The organism is Natrinema sp. CGMCC1.2065 (genome assembly GCF_051225675.1).
In the GTDB taxonomy this organism is placed as follows: Archaea; Halobacteriota; Halobacteria; order Halobacteriales; family Natrialbaceae; genus Natrinema; species Natrinema thermotolerans.
This window is the reverse complement of record NZ_JBPJSJ010000006.1, coordinates 85,523-105,065: the sequence shown is the minus strand read 5'-3', so window position 1 is coordinate 105,065 and position 19,543 is coordinate 85,523. Positions and strand designations below refer to the sequence as shown.

At 65.8% G+C, this 19,543-nt stretch carries 20 protein-coding genes and 1 tRNA gene; 9 read left to right on the top strand and 12 right to left on the bottom strand.

Going from position 1 to position 19,543, the window contains the following annotated elements:
* The first annotated feature begins 8 nt into the window (after positions 1-8).
* The 3 genes from ACSBP4_RS08465 (at position 9) to ACSBP4_RS08455 (ending at position 2,614) form a co-directional block, all read left to right on the top strand.
* Positions 9-995 carry a glycosyltransferase family 4 protein gene (locus ACSBP4_RS08465; RefSeq protein ID WP_435551920.1) on the top strand — a complete coding sequence of 329 codons (987 nt, stop codon included), beginning with the start codon at positions 9-11 and terminating at the stop codon, positions 993-995.
* The gene (locus ACSBP4_RS08460; RefSeq protein WP_435551919.1) at positions 992-2,089 is read left to right on the top strand and encodes a glycosyltransferase; all 1,098 of its coding nucleotides are present in this window, start codon (positions 992-994) and stop codon (positions 2,087-2,089) included. The genes ACSBP4_RS08465 and ACSBP4_RS08460 overlap by 4 nt, the downstream gene beginning before the upstream one ends.
* Before the next feature lie 258 nt (positions 2,090-2,347).
* On the top strand, positions 2,348-2,614 hold the full coding sequence (locus ACSBP4_RS08455; protein WP_006651200.1) for a hypothetical protein: 267 nt from the start codon (positions 2,348-2,350) through the stop codon (positions 2,612-2,614).
* 531 nt (positions 2,615-3,145) lie between these two features.
* Here ACSBP4_RS08455 and ACSBP4_RS08450 read toward each other — a convergent pair.
* Positions 3,146-3,268, bottom strand: coding sequence for a hypothetical protein (locus tag ACSBP4_RS08450; RefSeq protein WP_435551918.1), 123 nt, complete (start codon positions 3,266-3,268; stop codon positions 3,146-3,148).
* A 1,110-nt stretch (positions 3,269-4,378) separates the two neighbouring features.
* Positions 4,379-4,530 (bottom strand) — tRNA-Met (locus ACSBP4_RS08445).
* A gap of 102 nt (positions 4,531-4,632) precedes the next feature.
* Between ACSBP4_RS08445 and ACSBP4_RS08440 the strand changes: the two genes are divergently transcribed.
* The gene (locus tag ACSBP4_RS08440) at positions 4,633-5,772 is read left to right on the top strand and encodes a DUF7115 domain-containing protein (protein ID WP_435551917.1); all 1,140 of its coding nucleotides are present in this window, start codon (positions 4,633-4,635) and stop codon (positions 5,770-5,772) included.
* Here ACSBP4_RS08440 and ACSBP4_RS08435 read toward each other — a convergent pair.
* On the bottom strand, positions 5,769-6,164 hold the full coding sequence (locus tag ACSBP4_RS08435; RefSeq protein WP_435551916.1) for a DUF5830 family protein: 396 nt from the start codon (positions 6,162-6,164) through the stop codon (positions 5,769-5,771). The genes ACSBP4_RS08440 and ACSBP4_RS08435 overlap by 4 nt on opposite strands.
* Positions 6,165-6,354: 190 nt before the next feature.
* Between ACSBP4_RS08435 and ACSBP4_RS08430 the strand changes: the two genes are divergently transcribed.
* Together ACSBP4_RS08430 and ACSBP4_RS08425 are read left to right on the top strand one after the other, a co-directional pair.
* Entirely contained in the window at positions 6,355-7,329 is a 975-nt protein-coding gene (locus ACSBP4_RS08430) for a transcription initiation factor IIB (protein ID WP_435551915.1), read from the top strand.
* Positions 7,330-7,587, top strand: a complete 258-nt coding sequence (locus ACSBP4_RS08425) for a hypothetical protein (protein ID WP_049966817.1) — start codon at positions 7,330-7,332, stop codon at positions 7,585-7,587.
* Between the two features lie 94 nt (positions 7,588-7,681).
* On the opposite strand, the gene ACSBP4_RS08420 is transcribed toward ACSBP4_RS08425, so the two are convergent.
* The 3 genes from ACSBP4_RS08420 to ACSBP4_RS08410 all read right to left on the bottom strand — a co-directional run bounded on the left by ACSBP4_RS08420 (position 7,682) and on the right by ACSBP4_RS08410 (position 11,544).
* Positions 7,682-8,836 (bottom strand): multicopper oxidase domain-containing protein, encoded by a 1,155-nt coding sequence (locus ACSBP4_RS08420; protein ID WP_006180551.1) that lies wholly within the window; start codon positions 8,834-8,836, stop codon positions 7,682-7,684.
* A 162-nt stretch (positions 8,837-8,998) separates the two neighbouring features.
* Positions 8,999-10,075 (bottom strand): S1C family serine protease, encoded by a 1,077-nt coding sequence (locus ACSBP4_RS08415; RefSeq protein ID WP_435551914.1) that lies wholly within the window; start codon positions 10,073-10,075, stop codon positions 8,999-9,001.
* A 107-nt stretch (positions 10,076-10,182) separates the two neighbouring features.
* Positions 10,183-11,544 (bottom strand): NAD-dependent succinate-semialdehyde dehydrogenase, encoded by a 1,362-nt coding sequence (locus ACSBP4_RS08410; protein ID WP_435551913.1) that lies wholly within the window; start codon positions 11,542-11,544, stop codon positions 10,183-10,185.
* 193 nt (positions 11,545-11,737) lie between these two features.
* On the opposite strand from ACSBP4_RS08410, the gene ACSBP4_RS08405 reads away from it, so the two are divergent.
* On the top strand, positions 11,738-12,040 hold the full coding sequence (locus tag ACSBP4_RS08405; RefSeq protein WP_435551912.1) for a cupin domain-containing protein: 303 nt from the start codon (positions 11,738-11,740) through the stop codon (positions 12,038-12,040).
* Here the strand turns inward: ACSBP4_RS08405 and ACSBP4_RS08400 are convergent.
* A complete protein-coding gene (locus tag ACSBP4_RS08400; RefSeq protein WP_435551911.1) occupies positions 12,037-12,675 on the bottom strand; it encodes a uracil-DNA glycosylase family protein in 639 nt (212 codons plus the stop codon). The genes ACSBP4_RS08405 and ACSBP4_RS08400 overlap by 4 nt on opposite strands.
* A 168-nt stretch (positions 12,676-12,843) precedes the next feature.
* Between ACSBP4_RS08400 and ACSBP4_RS08395 the strand changes: the two genes are divergently transcribed.
* On the top strand, positions 12,844-13,335 hold the full coding sequence (locus ACSBP4_RS08395) for a metal-dependent hydrolase (protein WP_049966812.1): 492 nt from the start codon (positions 12,844-12,846) through the stop codon (positions 13,333-13,335).
* Between the two features lie 38 nt (positions 13,336-13,373).
* Here ACSBP4_RS08395 and ACSBP4_RS08390 read toward each other — a convergent pair whose 3' ends face one another.
* On the bottom strand, positions 13,374-14,252 hold the full coding sequence (locus ACSBP4_RS08390) for a cytochrome oxidase assembly protein (protein ID WP_435551910.1): 879 nt from the start codon (positions 14,250-14,252) through the stop codon (positions 13,374-13,376).
* Positions 14,253-14,407: 155 nt separating this feature from the next.
* Between ACSBP4_RS08390 and ACSBP4_RS08385 the strand changes: the two genes are divergently transcribed.
* Positions 14,408-15,538: a M24 family metallopeptidase gene (locus ACSBP4_RS08385; RefSeq protein WP_435551909.1), complete on the top strand. Its 1,131-nt coding sequence runs from the start codon at positions 14,408-14,410 to the stop codon at positions 15,536-15,538.
* 12 nt (positions 15,539-15,550) lie between these two features.
* Here ACSBP4_RS08385 and ACSBP4_RS08380 read toward each other — a convergent pair whose 3' ends face one another.
* The 4 genes from ACSBP4_RS08380 to ACSBP4_RS08365 form a co-directional block, all read right to left on the bottom strand.
* Positions 15,551-16,180 (bottom strand): helix-turn-helix domain-containing protein, encoded by a 630-nt coding sequence (locus tag ACSBP4_RS08380; RefSeq protein WP_435551908.1) that lies wholly within the window; start codon positions 16,178-16,180, stop codon positions 15,551-15,553.
* 55 nt (positions 16,181-16,235) lie between these two features.
* Positions 16,236-17,318: a glutamate--cysteine ligase gene (locus tag ACSBP4_RS08375; protein ID WP_435551907.1), complete on the bottom strand. Its 1,083-nt coding sequence runs from the start codon at positions 17,316-17,318 to the stop codon at positions 16,236-16,238.
* Positions 17,319-17,405: 87 nt separating this feature from the next.
* Positions 17,406-18,998 (bottom strand): fatty acid--CoA ligase, encoded by a 1,593-nt coding sequence (locus tag ACSBP4_RS08370; protein WP_435551906.1) that lies wholly within the window; start codon positions 18,996-18,998, stop codon positions 17,406-17,408.
* Between the two features lie 390 nt (positions 18,999-19,388).
* A complete protein-coding gene (locus tag ACSBP4_RS08365) occupies positions 19,389-19,529 on the bottom strand; it encodes a hypothetical protein (protein WP_435551905.1) in 141 nt (46 codons plus the stop codon).
* Between the last annotated feature and the right edge of the window lie 14 nt (positions 19,530-19,543).

The following is a 19,543-nucleotide window of genomic DNA, read 5'->3' as shown; positions in this document are numbered from 1 at the left end:
AGTCGGGCATGAAGATCAGCCACTACTTCGAACTCGAAGACCACGTCACCGGGGGCATCAGCGAGTCCGTCGCTCACCAGCGGGCGATGCTCGACCAGCTTGGGCTGCAGTACACGACCGAACCAACCCTCGCAGCCGACGTGTTCCACTGTAACCTCATGGGCCCGCGCTCGGTCTGGTACGCGAGACGGGCCCGCTCGAAGGGAGTTCCGGTCGTCGCGAACACCCACGTCACCGCCGAGGACTTCGGCGACAGCTTTCGCTTTACGAACGCGCTCGCCAAACCGCTGAAACCGTACCTTCGGTGGGCCTACGGGCTGGCCGACGCCTTAGTCTGTCCCTCCGAGTACAACCGGGAGCTGATCGAGGGCTACACCGATACCCCGACGACCGTCATCTCGAACGGCGTCGACCGCGGGAAACTCGAGGGGTTCGAGTCGCTCGAAAGCGAGTACCGCGACCGGTACGACCTCGAGTCGCCGACCGTCTTCCTGGTCGGTCACGTCATCAAGCGCAAGGGCCTCGAGACGTTCGTCGAACTGGCGCGGCGGCTGCCCGACATGGACTTCGCGTGGTTCGGGCCGCTCGATCTCTCCCTGAAGGGCCGGGAGACGACGCGACTGATCGAGAACTCACCGGACAACTGCACGTTCACCGGGTTCATCGACGACATCCGGGGGGCCTACGCGGCGGGCGATATCTTCTGTTTCCCGACCCACGAGGAAAACGAGGGGATCGCGCTGCTCGAGGCGATGGCCGCCGGCAAACCGGTGCTGGTCCGGGACATCGAGACGTTCTCGTGGCTCGAGGACGGCGCGGACTGTCTCAAGGCGTCGGGCGACGGCGTCGCGCCGTTCGTCGACGCCCTCGAGCGACTCCGGGATCCGGACCTCCGGGACCGACTCGGATCGAACGCGGCCGACCGCAGCGAGGCGTTCTCCCTCGAGGCGGTCGCGAACCAGTACCAGTCGCTGTACGCGGAGGTGGCAACATGAAGATCGGATTTTTCACGGACAGTTACTTTCCCGAGATCGACGGCGTAACGTATACGATCAAACTGTGGCGCGAGGAGTTAGAGCGGAAGGGACACGAGGTCTACGTCGTCTATCCCGACGGCGACTACGAACCCGGCGAGCGCGAGGTTCCCGTCAAATCGGTGTCGAACCCGTTCTACCCCGGCTATCGGATCCCGCTGACTCGCCGCCCGTCGACGCTGCCCGATCTCGACGTCGTCCACTGTCACGGCCCGGCTCCCATCGGCCTGCTGGGTCGGTACTACGCCCGCAAACACGATTTGCCGTCGATCTACACGCATCACACCCCCCTCGAGGAGTACTTCCACCAGAACGTCAAGTTCGAGTCGGTCGCCGACGCCCTCTCGAAACTGTACGTCCCCTTCGAGAACGCCTTCCTCGAGGGCTTCGACATCGTCACCGCCTCGACCGAGCGAATCGAACGGAACGTCGAACACGTCCAGCTCCCGGTCGGCATCGACATGGACTTCTTCCAGCGGACCGACGAGGACTGGTACCCCGACCGGACGGTGATCGGCTACAGCGGCCGGCTCAGCATGGAGAAAAACGTCAGCGAGATCCTCCGTGTCGCCGAGAAACTGCCCGAGTACGACTTCGTGATCGTCGGCGACGGGCCGTACCGGGACCCCCTCGAGCGGGACGCCCCTGACAACGTCGAGGTCCGTGGATTCCTCCCGCGCGAGGATCTCCCGACCTTCTACTCCTCGATCGACGTCTTCCTGACCGCCTCGACCGCCGACACTCTCGGGCTCTCGACGCTCGAGGCCAACGCCTGTGGCACCCCCGTCGCGGCCACCGACGTGTTGCCGTTCGAGCAGACAATTGGCGCTGACAACGGCGAGCGGTTCGCGTACGGCGACCTCGAGGCGATGGTCGACGCCATCGAGACCTGTCTCGAGACCGACCGCGACACCCGTGCGGCGGTCGAACGCTACTCCGTCGAGTACACGATGGAACACTTAGAGCAGTTGTATCACAACGTGCCGCTGTCGAAAGACGAGTCGCCTGTCGACGCCGACGCGCCGTGGCGCTTCTCCGACGAAGAACGGAGCTAGCCGGGACACCCATCGCTTCGACCCGCACCCCTTTCGAGACCCGCCGAAATCGATCTCGGGCGGTCGGAGGACGTTCGGCTGATCCCAGACGGCGCGTTCGATACGACCCGGTCGTGACCGGCGATGGAACGGCCGTGATCGACACGATACTCGATCGGTTTCTCGAGGCCCACGATCGGGAAGGCCGAAGTGGCTGCCGCCGGTAGTGTCGTCCATGTTTACCGACGACCGGGACCGACCCGAGACGGGTGGTCGACCGTGACCGACGGCAGACTCTCGCGCCTCCGACGCCGCCTCGACGCGGCGGTCCGGGAGCGACTCGAGGGGGTTCGCTGGTGGTACGCGCTGCGGTTCGGCGGTGCCCCGCGGTGTGCGGAATGTGGCGATGAGGCGGCCTGGATCGCCGAAACGGAGGGCGAACCGCGCTGTTTCAAACATATCCCGAGCGAGGGGATGGCGGCCATCCGCGACGTCCGTCCGGCGGACTGTTTCACCGACTGGAGCGAGGATCACGGCGACGCCTGATCGCTGACGTCCCGGTTGTCCTGACGCTCGCGGGCAACAGCGCTCGCTCGGCGATCGGATCGCGTCGAAAAGACCGCAGAACCCGCCCGGATGGGCACAGGGGGACGGCCGCCGGGCGGAAACGGGACAAGATTGGGGTGGATGCTGATTGGATCGTCACTGTCGCGCGGGGAACGCGACGGTGAAGATGTTCGGCGAACTGATTATCAATCTCGTTCCGATTCCAAGGAACTCGGAATCGTCCCGGTGCCCGCTGTAACTATCAGCCACCTCGTGGATCCCGAGGCTGTCCGTGACCGAACTCGAGCGTACTCCGACCGGCACACGCCGCATAGCAGTGTCACTCGGCGTCGATTCGTGTTGCTCGCGAGAAACGGCGCAGCCAGGGACGGCTCCGAACCTCCGGAAGAGTGTCAACCTTCCGTGCCCTCGAGCGACCACTTCGTTCACTCTCGAGGACCTCGGCTCGGTGCTGGTTTGCGGGGCGAGGGTCTCGATCGTCGCTACGGGCGTCGCTGGCGGTAATGATCGTCATGTGCGAGCTGCCTCCGCTGCGATGACCTGCATGAGGGTGTTCTTCGTCGCGTCATAGATGGCGATCGTGCCGGTCCGGTTGATGATCGAGCGGAAGGCGTCCCAAAACGCCACCGTCACGAGCTACATTCTACGAAAAATGGGACAACAATGGGGTTTCTATGTGGATTCCGTTTAGTGAATCCGTTCGCCGTCTTGGAATACTACATAGTTGTCTGCGGAGGGTTCCCAGACAACTGGGTCGGGATCTTCACAGTTATCGCATGTGAATATGTCAACATCCCCGGGGCCCATATTGGTTGCCCAGATAACTCGGAAGTAGTCAGAGTTTGAACGAAACTCCGCGTTAGTGTCCAACTGTTCTGTACTGATTCCCGCCTGTCCGTCACCGACATTGATTCCGACCCCATACGTAACGGGTTCCTCAGTACCAACGTGTTCGATTCGGAGTGTGTAGTCTGAGGTTTCAGCAGCGGCCCCAGACTGTGAGCCAAGGATCAATCCGCTGCCAGCTACTGCTGCCAGTGCTCCTTTCTGCAAAACTGACCGTCGAGTCTTGTCATACGACATTACACTTTGAACATCCAACACTAATGTATTATATTTTTTGATTTGTTTGTTCTAATATTATTTATGGCCGTTTCTAAATGACTCAACACAGCCAAATTGTAAACCGATAGCATCGCAGTCATGATAGATGACGTAGGGCACCCCGAGTTGATCATGCGTTTCGTCAAGCGTCCAATCGGGGATTCGGTTCGTTTTGCAGTTCGCTACGACCGAGCGTTCCGACGGTGGCTTTGGGAACAAGTGTCTCGATCGTCGTCGTAGTCTCCGAGGGTGTCGTACTCTTTGTGGAGATTGCCGCGATCCTTCTCAAGGTAGTTCACCCTGTTGAGTACTCGCTGGGCGACCTGGAGGTTATCCTCGGGACGGACGTCCGACTCGGCAGACAAAGCGAATCACCGCGTAGCCGTCACACAGCCATTGCAGACTGTTAGCTCACCGTGCTTCGGGTGGTCGATAATGACGGCGGCATCGTCCGCACGCCGAGCGCTACGCAGAACGGGCCGGGTCCGTCGGTCGCGGAGTTCGCTCCGCGAGACTCCCTTGTTGGAGTCTCTATCGCAGGATATAGATCATCCGCTACAAGAGCTAATTGAGCAGAATCGGAGTACCCACGCCCTTGAGAGGGGGGTTCTTCCGTGGGTATGTGAATGAATTGGTGAGTGCCCGGGGAGGGCTCCGAACCCTCGATCTCCGCATGTCCCAGGTTCGAGGCTCGGCAGTCCTCTATGGGACACGGAGGCTTCCAAGGCGAAACCGCACCGAATCTCTGAACCCTATGAGTGCGGCGCTATGTCCAGCTAAGCCACCCGGGCTCAGTTACGGATAGTGCGGTCCGTTTCTTTAACCTTCTCATTCGAATCCGGCGTGCAACGTGGACCCACGGATTTATCACACGGTGTTACGAAGGGCGCGGCATGAGCGTTCCCGGCATCGTCGACGCTTCTCTCGATGGCGAGGAGATCGCGGCGCGAGTCTCTCTTGGCAGTGACGACGAACTCTTCATCACGCCGACGAGGACCATCGTCTACCGTGCCGACGGCCTCCTGAGCGACGAATCGGCCGACGAGTACCCCCACGACGCCGACCGGCTGACCATCTCCGAGGGCCGGCGAAAGACCAAGTTCGCCCTCGAGTACGCCCTCGAGGGCGAGCGGGAATTCGCTGTTCCCGCGAAAAAGACCGACGACGTCCTCCACCCCGTCCTGGCGGGCGTGTTAAACGGCAACGGGATCACCGATCCCGGCGAGACGGTCGTCAAGACCTACCGTTTCAGTGAACTGACGCTGATCGTCACGAGCGACCGTCTGGTCAAACACATCGGCGGCGCGGTCTGGGACGGCGACTACGAGGAGTATCGTTTCGAGGACGTGACGAACCTGACCTTCGAGGACGGCAGCGTCGCGACCCAGATCGTCCTCACGGTCGATGGCCGCCCACAGCGGATCAAGGCTCCCAACGAGGAGGCAAACGACCTCCGGGAACGGCTCCAGCGGGCGCTGTTCGACTACCACGACGTCGAGTCGCTCGAGGAGTTTAACCTGACCGTCGGTGACGACGAGGACGAGGCGGCAACCGACGAGGGATCGATGGACTTCGGCGGCGGGGTCGATCCGCTGGACGCCGATCCGCCCGAACCGGAGGATCGCGAGACGGCGGGGACCAGTGACGCCGGCGGGACCGGGACGACGGATCCCCTCGCCGACGGGACGGCCAACGATGCTGCTGCGAGCGGATCGGCGTCGTCGGGGACCGCGGCCGGCAGTGAATCGGCGGCCCAGTCGTCGGCCCGCGGGACGACGGGCGACGCACGTACCGACGTCGGCTCGTCGGAGCGGAGCCGTACGGAAACCGGATCGGTCTTCGAGTCGGCGAGCGATGACGAGTCGGCCGTCGAAGAGGCCGGACGGGCACAGCGAACGCCGGCTGAAACGGACCCCGAACTCTTAGAGCGGATCGAGTCCCTCGAGGCGGCGGTCGAACGACAGACCGAAATCATCGAGCGACAGGAGGAGACGATCGAGCAGTTGATCGCGGAACTCCGACAGGGCCGTTAGTCGTCCCGGCCGGTCACTTTGCGGATACACGAGGAGCCGAAGGGGCCGAGTTCGCCCGCCTCGAGGTCGATGAAGTAGCCGGTCTTCAGTCCCGAGCCACAGCGCCGGCAGGAGAAGTCCCCCTCTTTCGTGATGACGTCTCGCTCGAAGCGGACGTACTGACGGCTCTTGGGGCGGATGACTCCGTCCTCGCGGGCGATGATCCCGTGGAGTTCGGCCCGGTCGAGGATCGTCCTGGTCACCGTCGGATCGGACGTGACCGTCTCGATCCGATCGACGGCGTCGGGGAGTGGCAGCTGTTCGTGTTCGAGACGGGCCAGCAGTGCGAGTCCCCGTTCGACGCGGTCGTCGTCGATCTCGATGTCCTCGAGCGGGTCCCCCTCGTTCGACATTCGTCCGTGGTGACGGCTTGCAGCGAATAAACGTTGTTCCTCTCGAATCCAGACCATGTGGCTGTGACGCAAGGGACGTGCGCCCCGTTCTCAGGCCGTGGGAATCCGCCGGTCGTTGATACTGTCCGTTCCCTCCATTCCAAGGGAAGACAGCACACGAACCGGGGGTGACTCCGGCGATGATAGACATATGACTGGAACGAGCGTCGACGCGACCGACCAGCGGACGACCCGGAACGGCGAGCGCAACGCCGCTCCCGAGCGGGAGCGGTCGGAGTGTCCGGAGTGTACCGGCCGGATCGCCTACGACGAGGAACACGGCGAGCGAGCCTGTGCCGACTGTGGGCTCGTTCTCGACGCCGACGGGATCGATTACGGACCGGAGTGGCGACGCTTCGACGACGACGGCGACGACCGGCGTCGAGTCGGCGCGCCAGTCACGGCGCGCAAACACGACAAGGGCCTCAGTACGACGATCGGCTGGCAGGACGAGGATGCGTACGGGAACCGCATCTCGGGGCGGAAGCGCCGCCAACTCCAGCGGCTGCGGACCTGGAACGAACGCTTTACGTCGAAGAACGCCCGCGAACGGAACCTCAAGCAGGCACTCGGCGAGATCGAGCGCATGGCATCGGCGCTTGGCCTCCCCGAGCCGTGTCGCGAGACGGCCGGCGTCATCTACCGCCGGGCCGTCGAGGAAGAGCTGTTGCCGGGCCGGTCGATCGAGGCGATGGCGACCGCCTGTCTGTACGCGGCCGCCCGCCAGCAGGGTACCCCGCGGACGCTCGTCGCGTTCGCGTCGGTCAGCCGGGTCGAGAAACTCCCCGTCCAGCGGGCGTATCGCTATCTCTCGAGCGAGCTGGGGCTCAAAATCGAGCCCGCCGACCCGATCCACTACCTCCCGCAGTACGCCTCCGAACTGGGCGTCGGCGACGAGACCGAACGCCTCGCCCGGAAGATCCTCGAGGCGGCAAAGGACCGGGACCTCCACAGCGGGCGGAGCCCGGCCGGACTGGCTGCGGCGGCGATCTACGGGGCGGGTCGGCTAACCGACGAGGGACTCACACAGGAACGGATCGGCGAGGAAACCGGTGTCAGCGGTGTCACGGTCCGGAACCGCTACCGCGAACTACTGGACGCCTACGGGGCGACCCGTGATCGATAGATGACCGGGAACGACCGCCCGGTTCTCGAGGTGCTGGCTGCAGACGGGCCGCTCGCTGTCGTCGATCTCGCCGCGGCGATCGACGCTCATCCGGTGACGGTCGATCACGTCTGTGACCGACTCTACGAGCGGGACGAGGTTCGACTGATCGGCGGCCAGCGGTACGAGATCACGGCCGCGGGTCGGCGGCGGCTCGCGGACGAGACGCCGGTCGCGACCGACCCGGACGTTCGGACGGGAACGGAAAGTCGTCCCTGACTGCTCGCGACAGCGGCCGGCGGTTGCAGTGTGTTCTCCGAGGACTCGAGCGAACGGGGAGCAGTGCCTCGAGACCGGCCGCGATCGGATCGGATCAGCCCTCGTAGCCCGCGTAGGACATGAGGTCGGCGAAGACGTCGGTGTCCATCGCGTCCCGGTAGACGATGCCGTTGACCATGCCGCCGGGGTAGGAGTCGCCGTTCATCGCGTGGTTGACCTTGTGACAGTGCATGAGGTAGATGCCGGGGTCGGCATTGGCCTCGAACTCGACGGTGTGACGTTCTGCAGGCGCGATGTTGGTGACGTCCTGTTCGTACTGAGCCGCCTCGGGGAGCTGGCCGCCGTCTTTCTCGATCAGCCGGAAGCGGTGGTTGTGCGTGTGCATCGGGTGAGACATGTAGCCCGCGTTGACCATGTGGAGGCGGACGGTGTCGCCGTGGTCGACGATGATCGGGGAGCCCTCCTCGGGGTGGAGCGTCCGCGGGAGGCTCTTGCCGTTGATCGTGAACACGTCGGGGTTGCGGTTCCGGGGACTGTAGTCGACGTCCTCGCCGGCGAACTGGCGGTTGACTCGCGAATCCCAGTCTTTCAGCGTGAAGAAGTACTCCTTGTCGGCGGGCTCGTACCCCTTCGGATCGACGCGGAAGATACCGTACATCCCCATGTCGATGTGGCGATGGGTCTGGTAGTGGCAGTGATAGAGGTGCGTTCCCGGGACGTTCGCGGGGATCGTGTAGGTGTGTTTCTCGCCGGGGTTGACCGTGATGCCCGTCGTCGTCGGGACGCCGTCGTTCTCCCAGGTCTTCTGTGCCCCGTGAAAGTGCAGCGTGTGCGGGTGATCGTTGCCCGTGTTGTCGAGGGTTACTTCGATGTCGTTGCCCTCCGTCGTCCGGAGGATCGGGCCGGGAACGCTGGGTTCGCCGTCGTCGGCCTTGAAGGCCCAGACCCGCGGCAGTTCTACCGGTCCGCCCATCGAGTCCATCGGGTGGACCGCGTGTTGGGCCGATACCGACTGCAGCGTCACGCTCCCGCCCTGCTCGTCGACCTGGACGACCTCCGGGGAACTCGTCCACGGCAGGTCGGGTTCCGACCCCGCGGACTTCGCGGACGGCTCCTCGGAGCCGGCGTCTCCCTGAGATCCCCGGCTCACACAGCCGGCCATGCCGGTCAGTGCCGCCACGCCACCGGTCGCAGCAACGAATTCGCGTCGCGATAGCCCCAGTCCGGGTGCGCCGATTCGATCACTCATGACAGCTCGTGCTAAGAATAGCCGGCGTATAACGGGGTCAATCGGTTCTTACCGGCCGAGAAGACCCAGGAACATGTTCTCGTATGGTACTTAAATGGCGGTCCGTACCTACCCGCGGGCCACGGCCGGCCGAGAACCGGGACACGGCACGGGCCCGTCCCGCTATCGGTACGGCCCGCGACGCGCGGGACGGGTCCCGAGTTCGAGCGAGACGGACCGTTCGGTGCCGTCGCGGCGGACGGTCAGCTCGACGGTATCGCCCGGCCGCGTCTCGAGCGCGAGATAGCTCTCGAGGTCCTCTTTCGTCGCCAGTGCCGTCCCGTCGACGGCGAGAAGAACGTCGCCGCCGACGGGCACTCGTCCCCGACCGGTGTACTCCGTTCCGGGACTCGGCTTGAGGACGCCGGCCGCCGGTCCGCCGTCGACGACGTCGGCGACGAGCAGGCCGCCGCGGTCCGCGAGGTCGTTCGCGGACGCGACGGCGGGCGTGACGTCGGTGAACGACGCGCCGAGAAACGAGTGGTCGTACGCCCCTTCTTCGACGAGGTCGGGGACGACGCGTTCGGTCAGTGCCGCGGAGATGCCGAAGCCGACGTTGTCCCCGCCGCCGGAGTTGATGACCGCGGCGACCGCGCCCTCAAGCGTCAGCAGCGGGCCGCCGCTGTTGCCCGGGTTGACCGCGGCGTCGGTCTGGATCGCATCGGGGATGCTGTAGCCGGTCGGTGCCGGGATCGACCGGTCGACGCCGCTGACGATCCCCGTCGTGATCGTTCCCTCGAGATCGAATGGGTTGCCGATCGCGACGACCTCCCGACCGACGGCCGGCGGGTCGTCGACGAAGGGAAGCGGCGTCGCCGACGACGGCGGGTCCTCGACCGCGACGGCGGCCAGATCGCTGTGGGCGTCCGCGCCCGCGACCGACCCGGACCGCCACTGTCCGTCGGCGAATCGGACCTCGACGACACTCGCGGTTCCGACCACGTGGGCGTTCGTGACGACGTGGCTCTCGTCGAACGCGAACCCGGTCCCGCTCCCCTTCGGAGTCCGGATCTCGACAACCGAGTCGATCGCGTCCTCGTAGACGGTCCCGTACGCGTTGTCGGCTGCGGTCGCGGCCATCGATTCGGTCGGATCCGGCGGCTCCGAATCCGCCGATCGGGCGAGACAGCCGGCGGTTCCTGCGACGACTGCACCACACGTTGCCGTGAGAAGCCGCCTGCGGGAGACGCTCGGCGTCATGGCTCCGTTCGAATATTTTGGCTCGAACCACGTATATGTTGACCGACGGTAGAGTACGAAAACCGAACAGGACCGGTGAGCCGGTCCGAACGGGGTGTCTCAGCTGCTCACTCGACCCAGACCGTCTTCCGATTGACGAACTCGAGCATGCCGTCGCGCGCGAGTTCGCGGCCGTAGCCTGACTCCCCGACGCCGCCGAAGGGCACCCGCGGATCGGATTTGACGAGTTGGTTGACGTAGACACAGCCCGCGTCGATCTCGCGGGCGAGCCGTCGGCCGCGCTCGCGGTCTTCCGTCCAGATGGTCGCCCCGAGGCCGAACTCGGTGTCGTTGGCTTTGGCGACGAGGGCGTCCTCGTCGTCGATCTCGTAGACCGCGGCGACCGGCCCGAACGTCTCCTCGCTGTCGGCCGGACAGCCCTCCGGAACGTCCGCGAGGATGGTCGGCGGATAGAACGCGCCCTCGCGGTCCAGCGGTTCGCCACCGGTGAGTAGCTCCGCACCGGCCGCGACGCTCGCTGCCACCTGTTCGTGGAGTTCGTCCATGAGGTCCGCCCGGGCCTGCGGGCCGATATCCGTCTCCTCGTCCGTCGGATCGCCGACGGTCAGCGACTCGACCTCGTCGACGAAGGCCTCGAGGAACTCGTCGTAGACGTCGGTGTGGACGAGGAATCGCTTGCCGGCGATGCAGGACTGACCGCCGTTCTGGTTGCGCGCCCACGCCCCGGTCTCGGCCGCGGCCTCGATATCGGCGTCGTCGAGAACGACGAACGGGTCGCTCCCGCCCAGCTCGAGGACGGACGTTTTGAGCTGGTCGCCCGCCGTCGAAGCCACGGCGCGACCGGCCGGACCGCTGCCGGTGACGGTCGCGGCTTTGACGCGGTCGTCCTCGATGACGTCGTCGACAAGATCCGAGGAAATCAGCAGCGTCTGGAAGACGTCCTCGGGGTAGCCCGCCTTTCGGAACACGTCTGCGATCGCTTGCGCGCAGCCGGGGACGTTCGAAGCGTGCTTGAGCAGCCCGACGTTCCCCGACGTGAGATGGGGTGCCGCGAATCGGAACACCTGCCAGAACGGGAAGTTCCACGGCATCACCGCCAGGATCGGACCGAGCGGATCGTAGACCGTCTCGACCGACGAGCCCGGCGGGCTCGGGTGGCCGTCCGCCGAGAGGTAGGCGCTGCCGTGTTCGGCGTAGTGGTCACAGACCCAGGCACACTTCTCGACCTCGGCGACCGCCTGCGAGATCGGCTTCCCCATCTCCCGGGTCATCGTCTCGGCGTACTCGCGCTTGTTCTCGCGAAGCACGTCCCCTGCGGCCGCGAGCAGTTCCTCACGCTCGCGGATCGGTCGGTCACGCCACTCCTCGTAGGCCGCCGTCGCCCGCTCGAGGGCGTCGTCGACGTCGGATTCGGTCTGCTCCTCGATCGTCCGCTCTCGCTCGCCGGTGGCCGGATTGATGACCTCCATACGAAACCCCATAATTACGCATTCAATTTAACTTTTCGCAGGAAACAAGGATTCAGTTCAAATAAAATGTCTTGGGGCGTCATGGGTTCGACTGACGATCGGCTCCACCACCGACAGCGCGCCGGCCGCGTCGTCGGTCGGGTCGAACCGATTCGTCCGGAGGTATAAGTCCACGACCCGTTTCGATTCGTATATGCCCGAAGTCACGTCGCTCGAGCGCCTCGACGATGCGCCCCACGCAGAAGTCTTCGACGGACAGACGCCACGAACCGTCCGTCTCGAGTTGACCGAGGATCAGCGTGTTCCCGAACACCGCCATCCGGAGTCGAACGTCGTCCTCCACCTGCTCGAGGGAGCCGTGGAACTCTCCCTCGGTGACGAGGTCTACGACCTCGAGCCGGGCGATATCGCTCGGTTCGACGGTGATCAGGACATTTCTCCGTACGCGCGCGAGGCGAGTACGGCACTGCTCGTTTTCGCCCCGAAGACCGATTAGCCCACCGTCGTCGCGACTCCTTTCGTCTGCCGGTAATCGCTCGCGAGCAGGGCCTCGAGCCGTGCGACGATCGCCTCGCGGTCGCCGTCGGCCCACTCGCTTGGCTCCCTGATCGGAACGACCAGCACCCCTCGTCCGCGGATCTCGCTCGCGTGGAGCGCGCCCATCTCGAGAGGGTCGTCGTACCGACGGCGTTGGGTCGTGTACTCCCGGAGGACCCGGTCGGTCGCACGGGCACCGACCGGCAGGAGGATATGTGCGTTGATCGCGCGGAGTTCGGCGTCGAAAAACCGCTCGAGGTCGGCGTAGTCGTCGTCGGTCGGCGCTTCGTCCGCGGGCAGGCTACAGAGGTAGACGTAGCTCCAGAAACAGTTCTCGAGGACGGGGTCGTCCGACGGGCCGCTCGCGAAGCCGACTGCGCGAGCGACGTCTTGGACGGCAAGTCCGGCCGCAGTTTCGGTGAACGGGACCCCGGTCGTTTCGCCGCCATGGACGCCGGGGTAGTCGCCGATCACGTGGAAGTCGGCGTTGGCGTCGCCGTAGCCGAAGACGGCGGCCCGGTCCTCGGGATCGGAGCGGTCGACCGGCGCACGCAGTCCGAACGGGTTGCTCGTCCTGTCCGTAACGTTTCGCACAGCCGTTCGGAGGCGGTTCGCGATCAAAACCGCGTCGGTCGCGGCGAACGGGGCCGCCCGCCACCGGTCCCGTTCGCTACTGGGTACTCTCCTGGCCGGTATCGCCCTGTCCGCCGTTCGCGGGCGGATGGCGGTGGCTTTATGCCCCGTTGGCCGATCATGTCGCACATGTATCAGGTGGGCCACTACGGCGGTGCGCTCACGGCGTACGCACCGCTTGGCACCATCATCGCCGTGGGCGGCTACGGCGAGGTCGCGATCGTCGGCGGCCTCGTCTGTGTCGCGCTCTCGACGCTGCCGGACTACGATCACCGGCTCCCGCTGATCGACCACCGCGGACCGACCCATACGATCCCGTTCGCGCTGTTGGTCGGCATCGGCCTCGCGACGATCACCGGCGTCCTCGTCGACGCGCCCTCGGCCTTTGCCGACGTCGGCTTCGTGACCTTCGCCTTCCTCGTCGGTTTCGTCTCGGTCGGCTCCCATCTGTTCGTCGACGCGCTGACGCCGATGGGCGTCCGCCCGTTCTGGCCCCTCTCGCGGCGACGGTACTCCCTCGAGGTGACGACCGCGGCGAACCCGGTCGCGAACTACGGACTGTTCGGACTGGGCCTCGGCTCGATTCTCACGGGGGCCGCAATCGTCGTGGTCGTGGGCTGATCGAACGGGAAAAGGGCGACGGCGTCCGTTCCTACCGGTCAGGGCGAGAGCGCGCCGGCGTCGTCCCCGGACGTATCCGCGGCGCGGGTAAGCGCCAGTCCGGCGAGGAAGGTGCCCAGCGAGACGGCCACCGCGACGAGGTACGGCACCTCGAGCGCGGGGTTGATCGCCTGCCGGCCGAAGAAGAGGACGGCGATCACGATCGGCGGTGCCGCGAGCAGCGGGACGACGGCGCGACCCGTCAGGCGGCGACGACCGACCATCGCGGCGACGATCGCCGCACCCAGCAGGACGAGCGTCACGCCGTACTGGGCCATCTGCATCGTCGGCGAGTAACTCGAGAGTTCCGAGCCGACGACGGGGCTGAGCGTGACGTGGACGGGTAGGGCGACGAGCCCCAGTACGAGCGCGGCGACGACGTGGCGGCTGGTCAGTCGGTGTGCCCACACGAGGACGGTCGCGACCAGAAACAGGGTGAAGATGGTGACGGCCGTCCAGAAGTGCAAGGAGAGGATGTCCATCGTGTAGGTCGTGACGGTCTCGCGACCGAGTGCGACCTGCACCGGCGTCAGGACCATCCCGAGGACGACCAGTCCGGCGACGTTTCGGTCGATATCGGGCAATCGCCAGGCGGCGATCGCGGAGCCGATGATGGCGAAGCCGGCGAACATCGAGACGAAGCGGTGGAACCACTCGTAGAAACTCGGGAGGTTCGCTGGGAACAGGTTAAACGGTCCGGCGTCACACTGCGGCCAGTTGGCCTCGCAGGCCAGCCCGGAGCCCGTCGCCTTCGCGGCGATCCCCAGCAGGATCGTCGTCGCGACCAGCGCGAGCGTTACCGTCAGCAGGTGCGGGAAGCCGAACCGATCGATCAACGATCGAAACCTCGAGTCGGGCGTGTGATTATCGTACGACACGGTCTCTAGCGGCCGTTAGGACGGCCCCTACTTAGGTTGACCGAGTCGTCCGATTCGCTGGGAATCGGGGCGGGATACCGTTCTTGCGGCTCCCTCACGGGTCCCCGCAGACCGGCGTTCGCCGCATTCAAGACGCGGCCTCGCAAGCACCCGATATGGACAAACACGACCGGCTCGAGGCCCACCTCGAGTCCACCGGACTCGATTCGGTCTGGTTCGCTCGGCCGAACGCATTCGCATGGCTCACCGGCGGGAACAACGTCGTCGACCGCGAGGGCGACGCCGGCGTCGCCGCCGTCGGGTACGACGGCACCGAGATTACGCTCGTGGCGAACAACATCGAGGCCGATCGCATCGTCGCCGAGGAACTCCCCGACCTCGATGCCGACGCGGTGTCGGTCGTCGAGTTCCCCTGGCACGCGTCGTCGCTGGCCGCGGCGATCGCCGATCGCGTCGGACCGGACGAACGGGCCGCCGCCGATATCGAGGTCCCCGGCCTCGAGCGCGTCGACCCGACCGCGCTGCGCCAGCCCCTGACCGAGCGCGACCGGGAGCGCTACCGCGACCTCGGCGAGGAGACGGCGGCCGCCGTCGAGTCGGTCTGCCGGGAGCTCCAGCGCAGCGATACGGAACACGAGGTCGCCTCGGCGCTGCGAGTCGCGCTGTCGGCCCGGAACATCGAGACGCCGGTGGTCCTCGTCGGCGGTGCCGAACGCGTCCAGCGCTACCGCCACTACACCCCGACCGAGGCCGAACTCGGCGACTACGTCCTCGTCTCCGTGACCGCCGAACGGGGCGGTCTCCACGCGAGTTGTACCCGAACCGTCGCGTTCGATCCACCGGCCTGGCTCGAGGAGCGCCACAGAGCGGCCGCTCGCGTGGAGACGACGGCGCTGGCGGCGACGCAGGCGGCGGCCATCGATGGTGAGACCGACGGCAGCGGAACCACCGGCGGTACCGCAGGTGCCGTGTTCGCGGCCATACAGGACGCGTACGACGCGGTCGGCTACGAGGGCGAGTGGCGACATCACCACCAGGGCGGGGCCGCCGGCTTCGCCGGTCGGGAGTGGATCGCCACGCCCGGCCACGATGCGCCCGTCGAAGCGCCGATGGCTTACGCGTGGAACCCCACAGTACAGGGCGCGAAAAGCGAGGATACGGCGCTCGTCACCGACGACGGGATCGACGTCCTGACGGCGACGGATCGCTGGCCGACCATGACCGCGACGGCGGTCGATCGGGATCTCGAACTCGAGCGGCCGGTCCCGCTCGTCCGCGAGGCGTAAGTCGGATCCCGGCTACTCGTCGCCGTCCGCCGGGTCGTCGGCGTCCGTCCCGATGGGTTCCGTGTCCGTCTCATCCTCGAACTCGATGACGTCGGCGTCGTCCGACTCGTCGGACTCGCGGGTCGGTGCCGCGTCGTCGATCGTGATCGTCACCGGTTCGGTCTCGTCCTCGAGATCGGGCGGCGTCCCGCGGTCGACTTCCCGATCGACGATACGATCGAGCGTGAAGATCGTGTTCAGTTCCGCCTGGACCTGGTCGACGACGCCGCCGACGAGTTCGCTGGGCTGGATCGCAGTGTACTCGTAGGGGTTGTTGCCGGCCCCCTCGTTCTCCCGTTTCTCCCGCGTGACCCGTTCTTCCTCGTGGAGTTCCGCCAGCGCCTCGCGGACGGTGCTGGGATAGAGACCGGTCCCCTTCGCGACCTCCTCGGACGTACTCCCCGGGTTCGCGAGCAGGAACACGTAGATCTTCGCGCGGGTCTCCGTGTCGAGGATCCACGAGAGCAGGTCGATCAGCCGCTGGTCGAGTTCCTCGACCGTCGGATTGCGGCGCTCTCCACCCGGCTCGACGACGTCGTGGTCCTCGAGCGGTTCGTTTCCCTCGCCGTCGACCGGACCCTCGTCAGTGTCGTCGAAACTCATGTGTTTTCTCGTACAGGTGGAGGCTTCCCGCGGAGTTAAACCTTTGTGGGGGTCGTCACTCGGTCTGCAGAAACAGCGAGTTACACAGCGCGTCCGGCCCCTCGTCCTCGAGCAGCCGGCGCTGGCGGTCAGCGCCGCTCTCGCGCTCGTAGACCCGTTTGATCCCGTCGATTCCGAGTCGTTCACACTCCCGGTCGACGAGTTCGCCCAGTTCGACGGTCCCCTCGAGGTCGCGGTCGATGAAGGCAGCGTCCTGTCCGTACCGGATCGCGCGCCACTTGTTCTCGTCGAGCAGTTCCCGCCGGTGGTCGTGACCGGTCGCGCCGTCCTCGTACTCCTCGGCCAGGGCACAGACGAGTGCGTAGGCGTACTCGACGAACGCCAGCACGACCTCGGGGTCGGCCTGACCGTCCGGCGTCCGCAACTCGACGGTGCCGTGGGCGGTGTGGGGTCGCACGTCGTACCAGAGTTCGCCCCGATCGTTGATCGAATCGGTCTCGAGCATCCGGCGCTCGAACCGGTCGAAGGCCTCGAAGTCCTCGAAGTGGGTCGGCATGCCGGTGTTGGGAAGCGCCTCGAAGATCTTCGCGCGGGCGGACTGGAGCCCGGTGTCGAACCCGTTCCAGTACGGCGAGTTCGCGGACAGCGCGAGCATGATCGGCACGTACCACCGCAGTTCGTTCGCGATCCAGACCGCCTTGTCGGCGTCGTCGACGCCGACGTGGACGTGGACCCCCGCCGTCGTGTTCCGGTGCTGGGGATACTGGATCCGGTCGAGCTGTGCCCGATAGCGGGGTTTCTCGGCGTGTTCGAGTTCCTGCCACTTCGCCAGCGGGTGGAGGCCGGCAGCGGCGATCCGGTAGCCGTGAGCCTCGGCGTGGTCGACTAACGCCTGCCGGATCGCAAGCAGCGAGTCGCGGGCGTCGTCGGGGTCCTCGATCAGCGGCGTCTGGGTCTCGATGACGAACTTGAACAGTTCGTGATCGAGTCGGCCCTCGAGGATCTCGGGCGGGTCGTGTTCGTAGACGAGGTCGTCGGTCCCGCTGGTGGGGCGACCGTCCTCGTCGACGACGAAACACTCCTCCTCGATCCCCAACGTACCCATGCGCGTAAACGACTCTCGGGACCCGCGTTCCATCGTATCGCCTTTTCGACGCCGACAGTAAATACGGTTTGGAGTCGGAGCGTTCGGCCGGAACGTCGGCCGGCCGTCCCGCTCGTGCGATCAGGACGTGACGGTCTCGGGTTCGGGCTCGAGGTCCGCCTCGTCCTCGCGGAGCTTGAACTTCTGGACCTTCCCGCTGGGGTTCTTGGGGAGTTCGTCGACGAAGTAGTAGGTCCGGGGGCGCTTGAAGTCGGCCAGCTGGTCGCTCTCGCGAACGAACGCGTCGAGGTCGGCCGCTTCGACGCCGTCGGCGACGACGTAGGCGGCGACCCGCTCGCCCCACTCGTCGTCGGGTTCGCCGACGATGGCCGCCTCCTCGACGGCGTCGTGGGCAAAGAGCGCGTCCTCGACCTCGGCCGGATAGACGTTCTCGCCGCCGGAGACGATCATGTCGTCCTTGCGGTCGACGACGTAGAGGTAGCCGTCGTCGTCGCGATAGCCCAGATCGCCTGTGTAGTACCACGTCGTGCCGTCGGCCTCGCGCAGCGACTCCGCAGTCGCCTCCGGTCGGTTCCAGTACTCGCGCATCGTACAGGGACTGGCGATCAGGACCTCGCCGATCTCGCCCGGCTCGACTTCGGCGTCCGGATCGGCGTCGGGTTCGACGATCCGCAGCCGGTGGTTGAGCGCCGGCAGGCCGGCCGACCCCTGTTTCGAAAGCTGGTCCTCCGGCGGCTGGAAGACGCCGGCGGGGCCGATCTCGGTCATCCCGTACGCTTGGAGGTAGTCGTCACAGAGGTACTCCCGGCAGTTCGCGAGGACCTGCTCGGGCATCGGGGCCGCGCCGTAGAGGCCGAGTCGGAGCGAGGAGACGTCGACGTCCGCTTCGGCGGCGGTCATCGACAGCGCGTTCCAGGCCGTCGGGGCCGCAAAGAGGAGCGTGACGCCGTGTTCCTCGACCGCCTCGAGGGTCGCCTCCGGATCGAACTCGTGGTGGATGACGCTGGTCGCGCCGCGGTGGATCCGCGGGAAGAGGTTACAGTGGAGTTCGGCGCAGTGATACAGCGGCATCACCGACAGTCCCACGTCGTTGCGGGTCATCTTCCCCTCCGCGATACACAGGAGGTTGTGTTCGACCATGCTGCGGTGTTCGTGGACGACGCCCTTCGGCCGGCCCGTCGTCCCCGACGTATAGATGAAGGCGTAGACGTCGTCTTCGGCGACGCGGACGTCGGGCTTCTCCGGAGCGCCCGACTCGAGCAGGTCGTAGAACCCGCGGGCGTAGTCGGGGGCCGCCTCGCGGTCGTCGTCGATGAACACGTACTCCGAGACGGTCGCGAGATCGGGTTTCGCGCCCTCGACGGCCGCTCGGGTATCGGCTTCGAACAGTACCAGCTCGGCTTCGGCGTCGTTGACGATGTACTCGATCTCCCCCGACGGCAGCCGGAAGTTCAGCGGGGTGAAGACCGCGCCGATCTTCGCGCAGGCGTAGACCGTCAGGGCCATCTCGGAGCCGTTGTACAGCACCGTCGCGACCCGATCGCCCTTCTCGATGCCGGCCTCGAGCAGGGCGTTGGCCAGCCGGTTTACCCGCTCGTCGAACTCGGCGTAGGTCCAGCGCTGGTCCTTGCGCGGATAGACGATCGCGTCCCGGTCCGGGTGGCGGTCGACCGTCCCCTCGAGCGTGTCGCCGATAGTGGGGTGTTCTGACATACCACGACCGCGTACCACGACCGACCTTATAGTAGTTAGTATGCCGTCAGCGGGCCGTGGCTCTCCGGATCCGTCTCGTCGGGAGAGAGCGACGACAACAGGGCCGGGGTGGCCCGGGTGGGACTCGGTAACTCAGTGACTGGTTGGAGCCGCTCCCACGAACGGCTGCGTTAACACGCCACACGAACGGACATGAGTGTACCGGCTGCGTTCGTCCCTCGGGCGGGGAAAGAAAGGTTGGGAACCGTTCGGCCTGCTGGACGACCGGGAGTCCGGGGACGGGTTATACACACGATACGTCGTGACTCGCGTGCGGATTCGAAAACTGGGACCGATTCGCGTGAAACCGCAGGAGGTCGGCCCAAGACCGCCGGTCCACCACCCCGAGAATTAGAAACCGGGCACCAACCAACCGTAGTAGTCGACGACAACGTCCACCGCCCCGTACGCCACCGCCACGACCACCGCTGCACAAATCGCGAGGAATATCAATCCGAGAGACATGAAATACACTAGGGTTTCGGAGTCCATAATAGCGGATCGGA

Coding starts and splice junctions, on each gene's coding strand:
- ACSBP4_RS08465 (WP_435551920.1), top strand. CDS start 9: ATGAAGATCAGCCACTACTTCGAACTCGAAGACCACGTCACCGGGGGC.
- ACSBP4_RS08460 (WP_435551919.1), top strand. CDS start 992: ATGAAGATCGGATTTTTCACGGACAGTTACTTTCCCGAGATCGACGGC.
- ACSBP4_RS08440 (WP_435551917.1), top strand. CDS start 4,633: ATGAGCGTTCCCGGCATCGTCGACGCTTCTCTCGATGGCGAGGAGATC.
- ACSBP4_RS08435 (WP_435551916.1), bottom strand. CDS start 6,164: ATGTCGAACGAGGGGGACCCGCTCGAGGACATCGAGATCGACGACGAC.
- ACSBP4_RS08430 (WP_435551915.1), top strand. CDS start 6,355: ATGACTGGAACGAGCGTCGACGCGACCGACCAGCGGACGACCCGGAAC.
- ACSBP4_RS08425 (WP_049966817.1), top strand. CDS start 7,330: ATGACCGGGAACGACCGCCCGGTTCTCGAGGTGCTGGCTGCAGACGGG.
- ACSBP4_RS08420 (WP_006180551.1), bottom strand. CDS start 8,836: ATGAGTGATCGAATCGGCGCACCCGGACTGGGGCTATCGCGACGCGAA.
- ACSBP4_RS08415 (WP_435551914.1), bottom strand. CDS start 10,075: ATGACGCCGAGCGTCTCCCGCAGGCGGCTTCTCACGGCAACGTGTGGT.
- ACSBP4_RS08410 (WP_435551913.1), bottom strand. CDS start 11,544: ATGGAGGTCATCAATCCGGCCACCGGCGAGCGAGAGCGGACGATCGAG.
- ACSBP4_RS08405 (WP_435551912.1), top strand. CDS start 11,738: ATGCCCGAAGTCACGTCGCTCGAGCGCCTCGACGATGCGCCCCACGCA.
- ACSBP4_RS08395 (WP_049966812.1), top strand. CDS start 12,844: ATGTATCAGGTGGGCCACTACGGCGGTGCGCTCACGGCGTACGCACCG.
- ACSBP4_RS08385 (WP_435551909.1), top strand. CDS start 14,408: ATGGACAAACACGACCGGCTCGAGGCCCACCTCGAGTCCACCGGACTC.
- ACSBP4_RS08380 (WP_435551908.1), bottom strand. CDS start 16,180: ATGAGTTTCGACGACACTGACGAGGGTCCGGTCGACGGCGAGGGAAAC.
- ACSBP4_RS08375 (WP_435551907.1), bottom strand. CDS start 17,318: ATGGAACGCGGGTCCCGAGAGTCGTTTACGCGCATGGGTACGTTGGGG.
- ACSBP4_RS08370 (WP_435551906.1), bottom strand. CDS start 18,998: ATGTCAGAACACCCCACTATCGGCGACACGCTCGAGGGGACGGTCGAC.
- ACSBP4_RS08365 (WP_435551905.1), bottom strand. CDS start 19,529: ATGGACTCCGAAACCCTAGTGTATTTCATGTCTCTCGGATTGATATTC.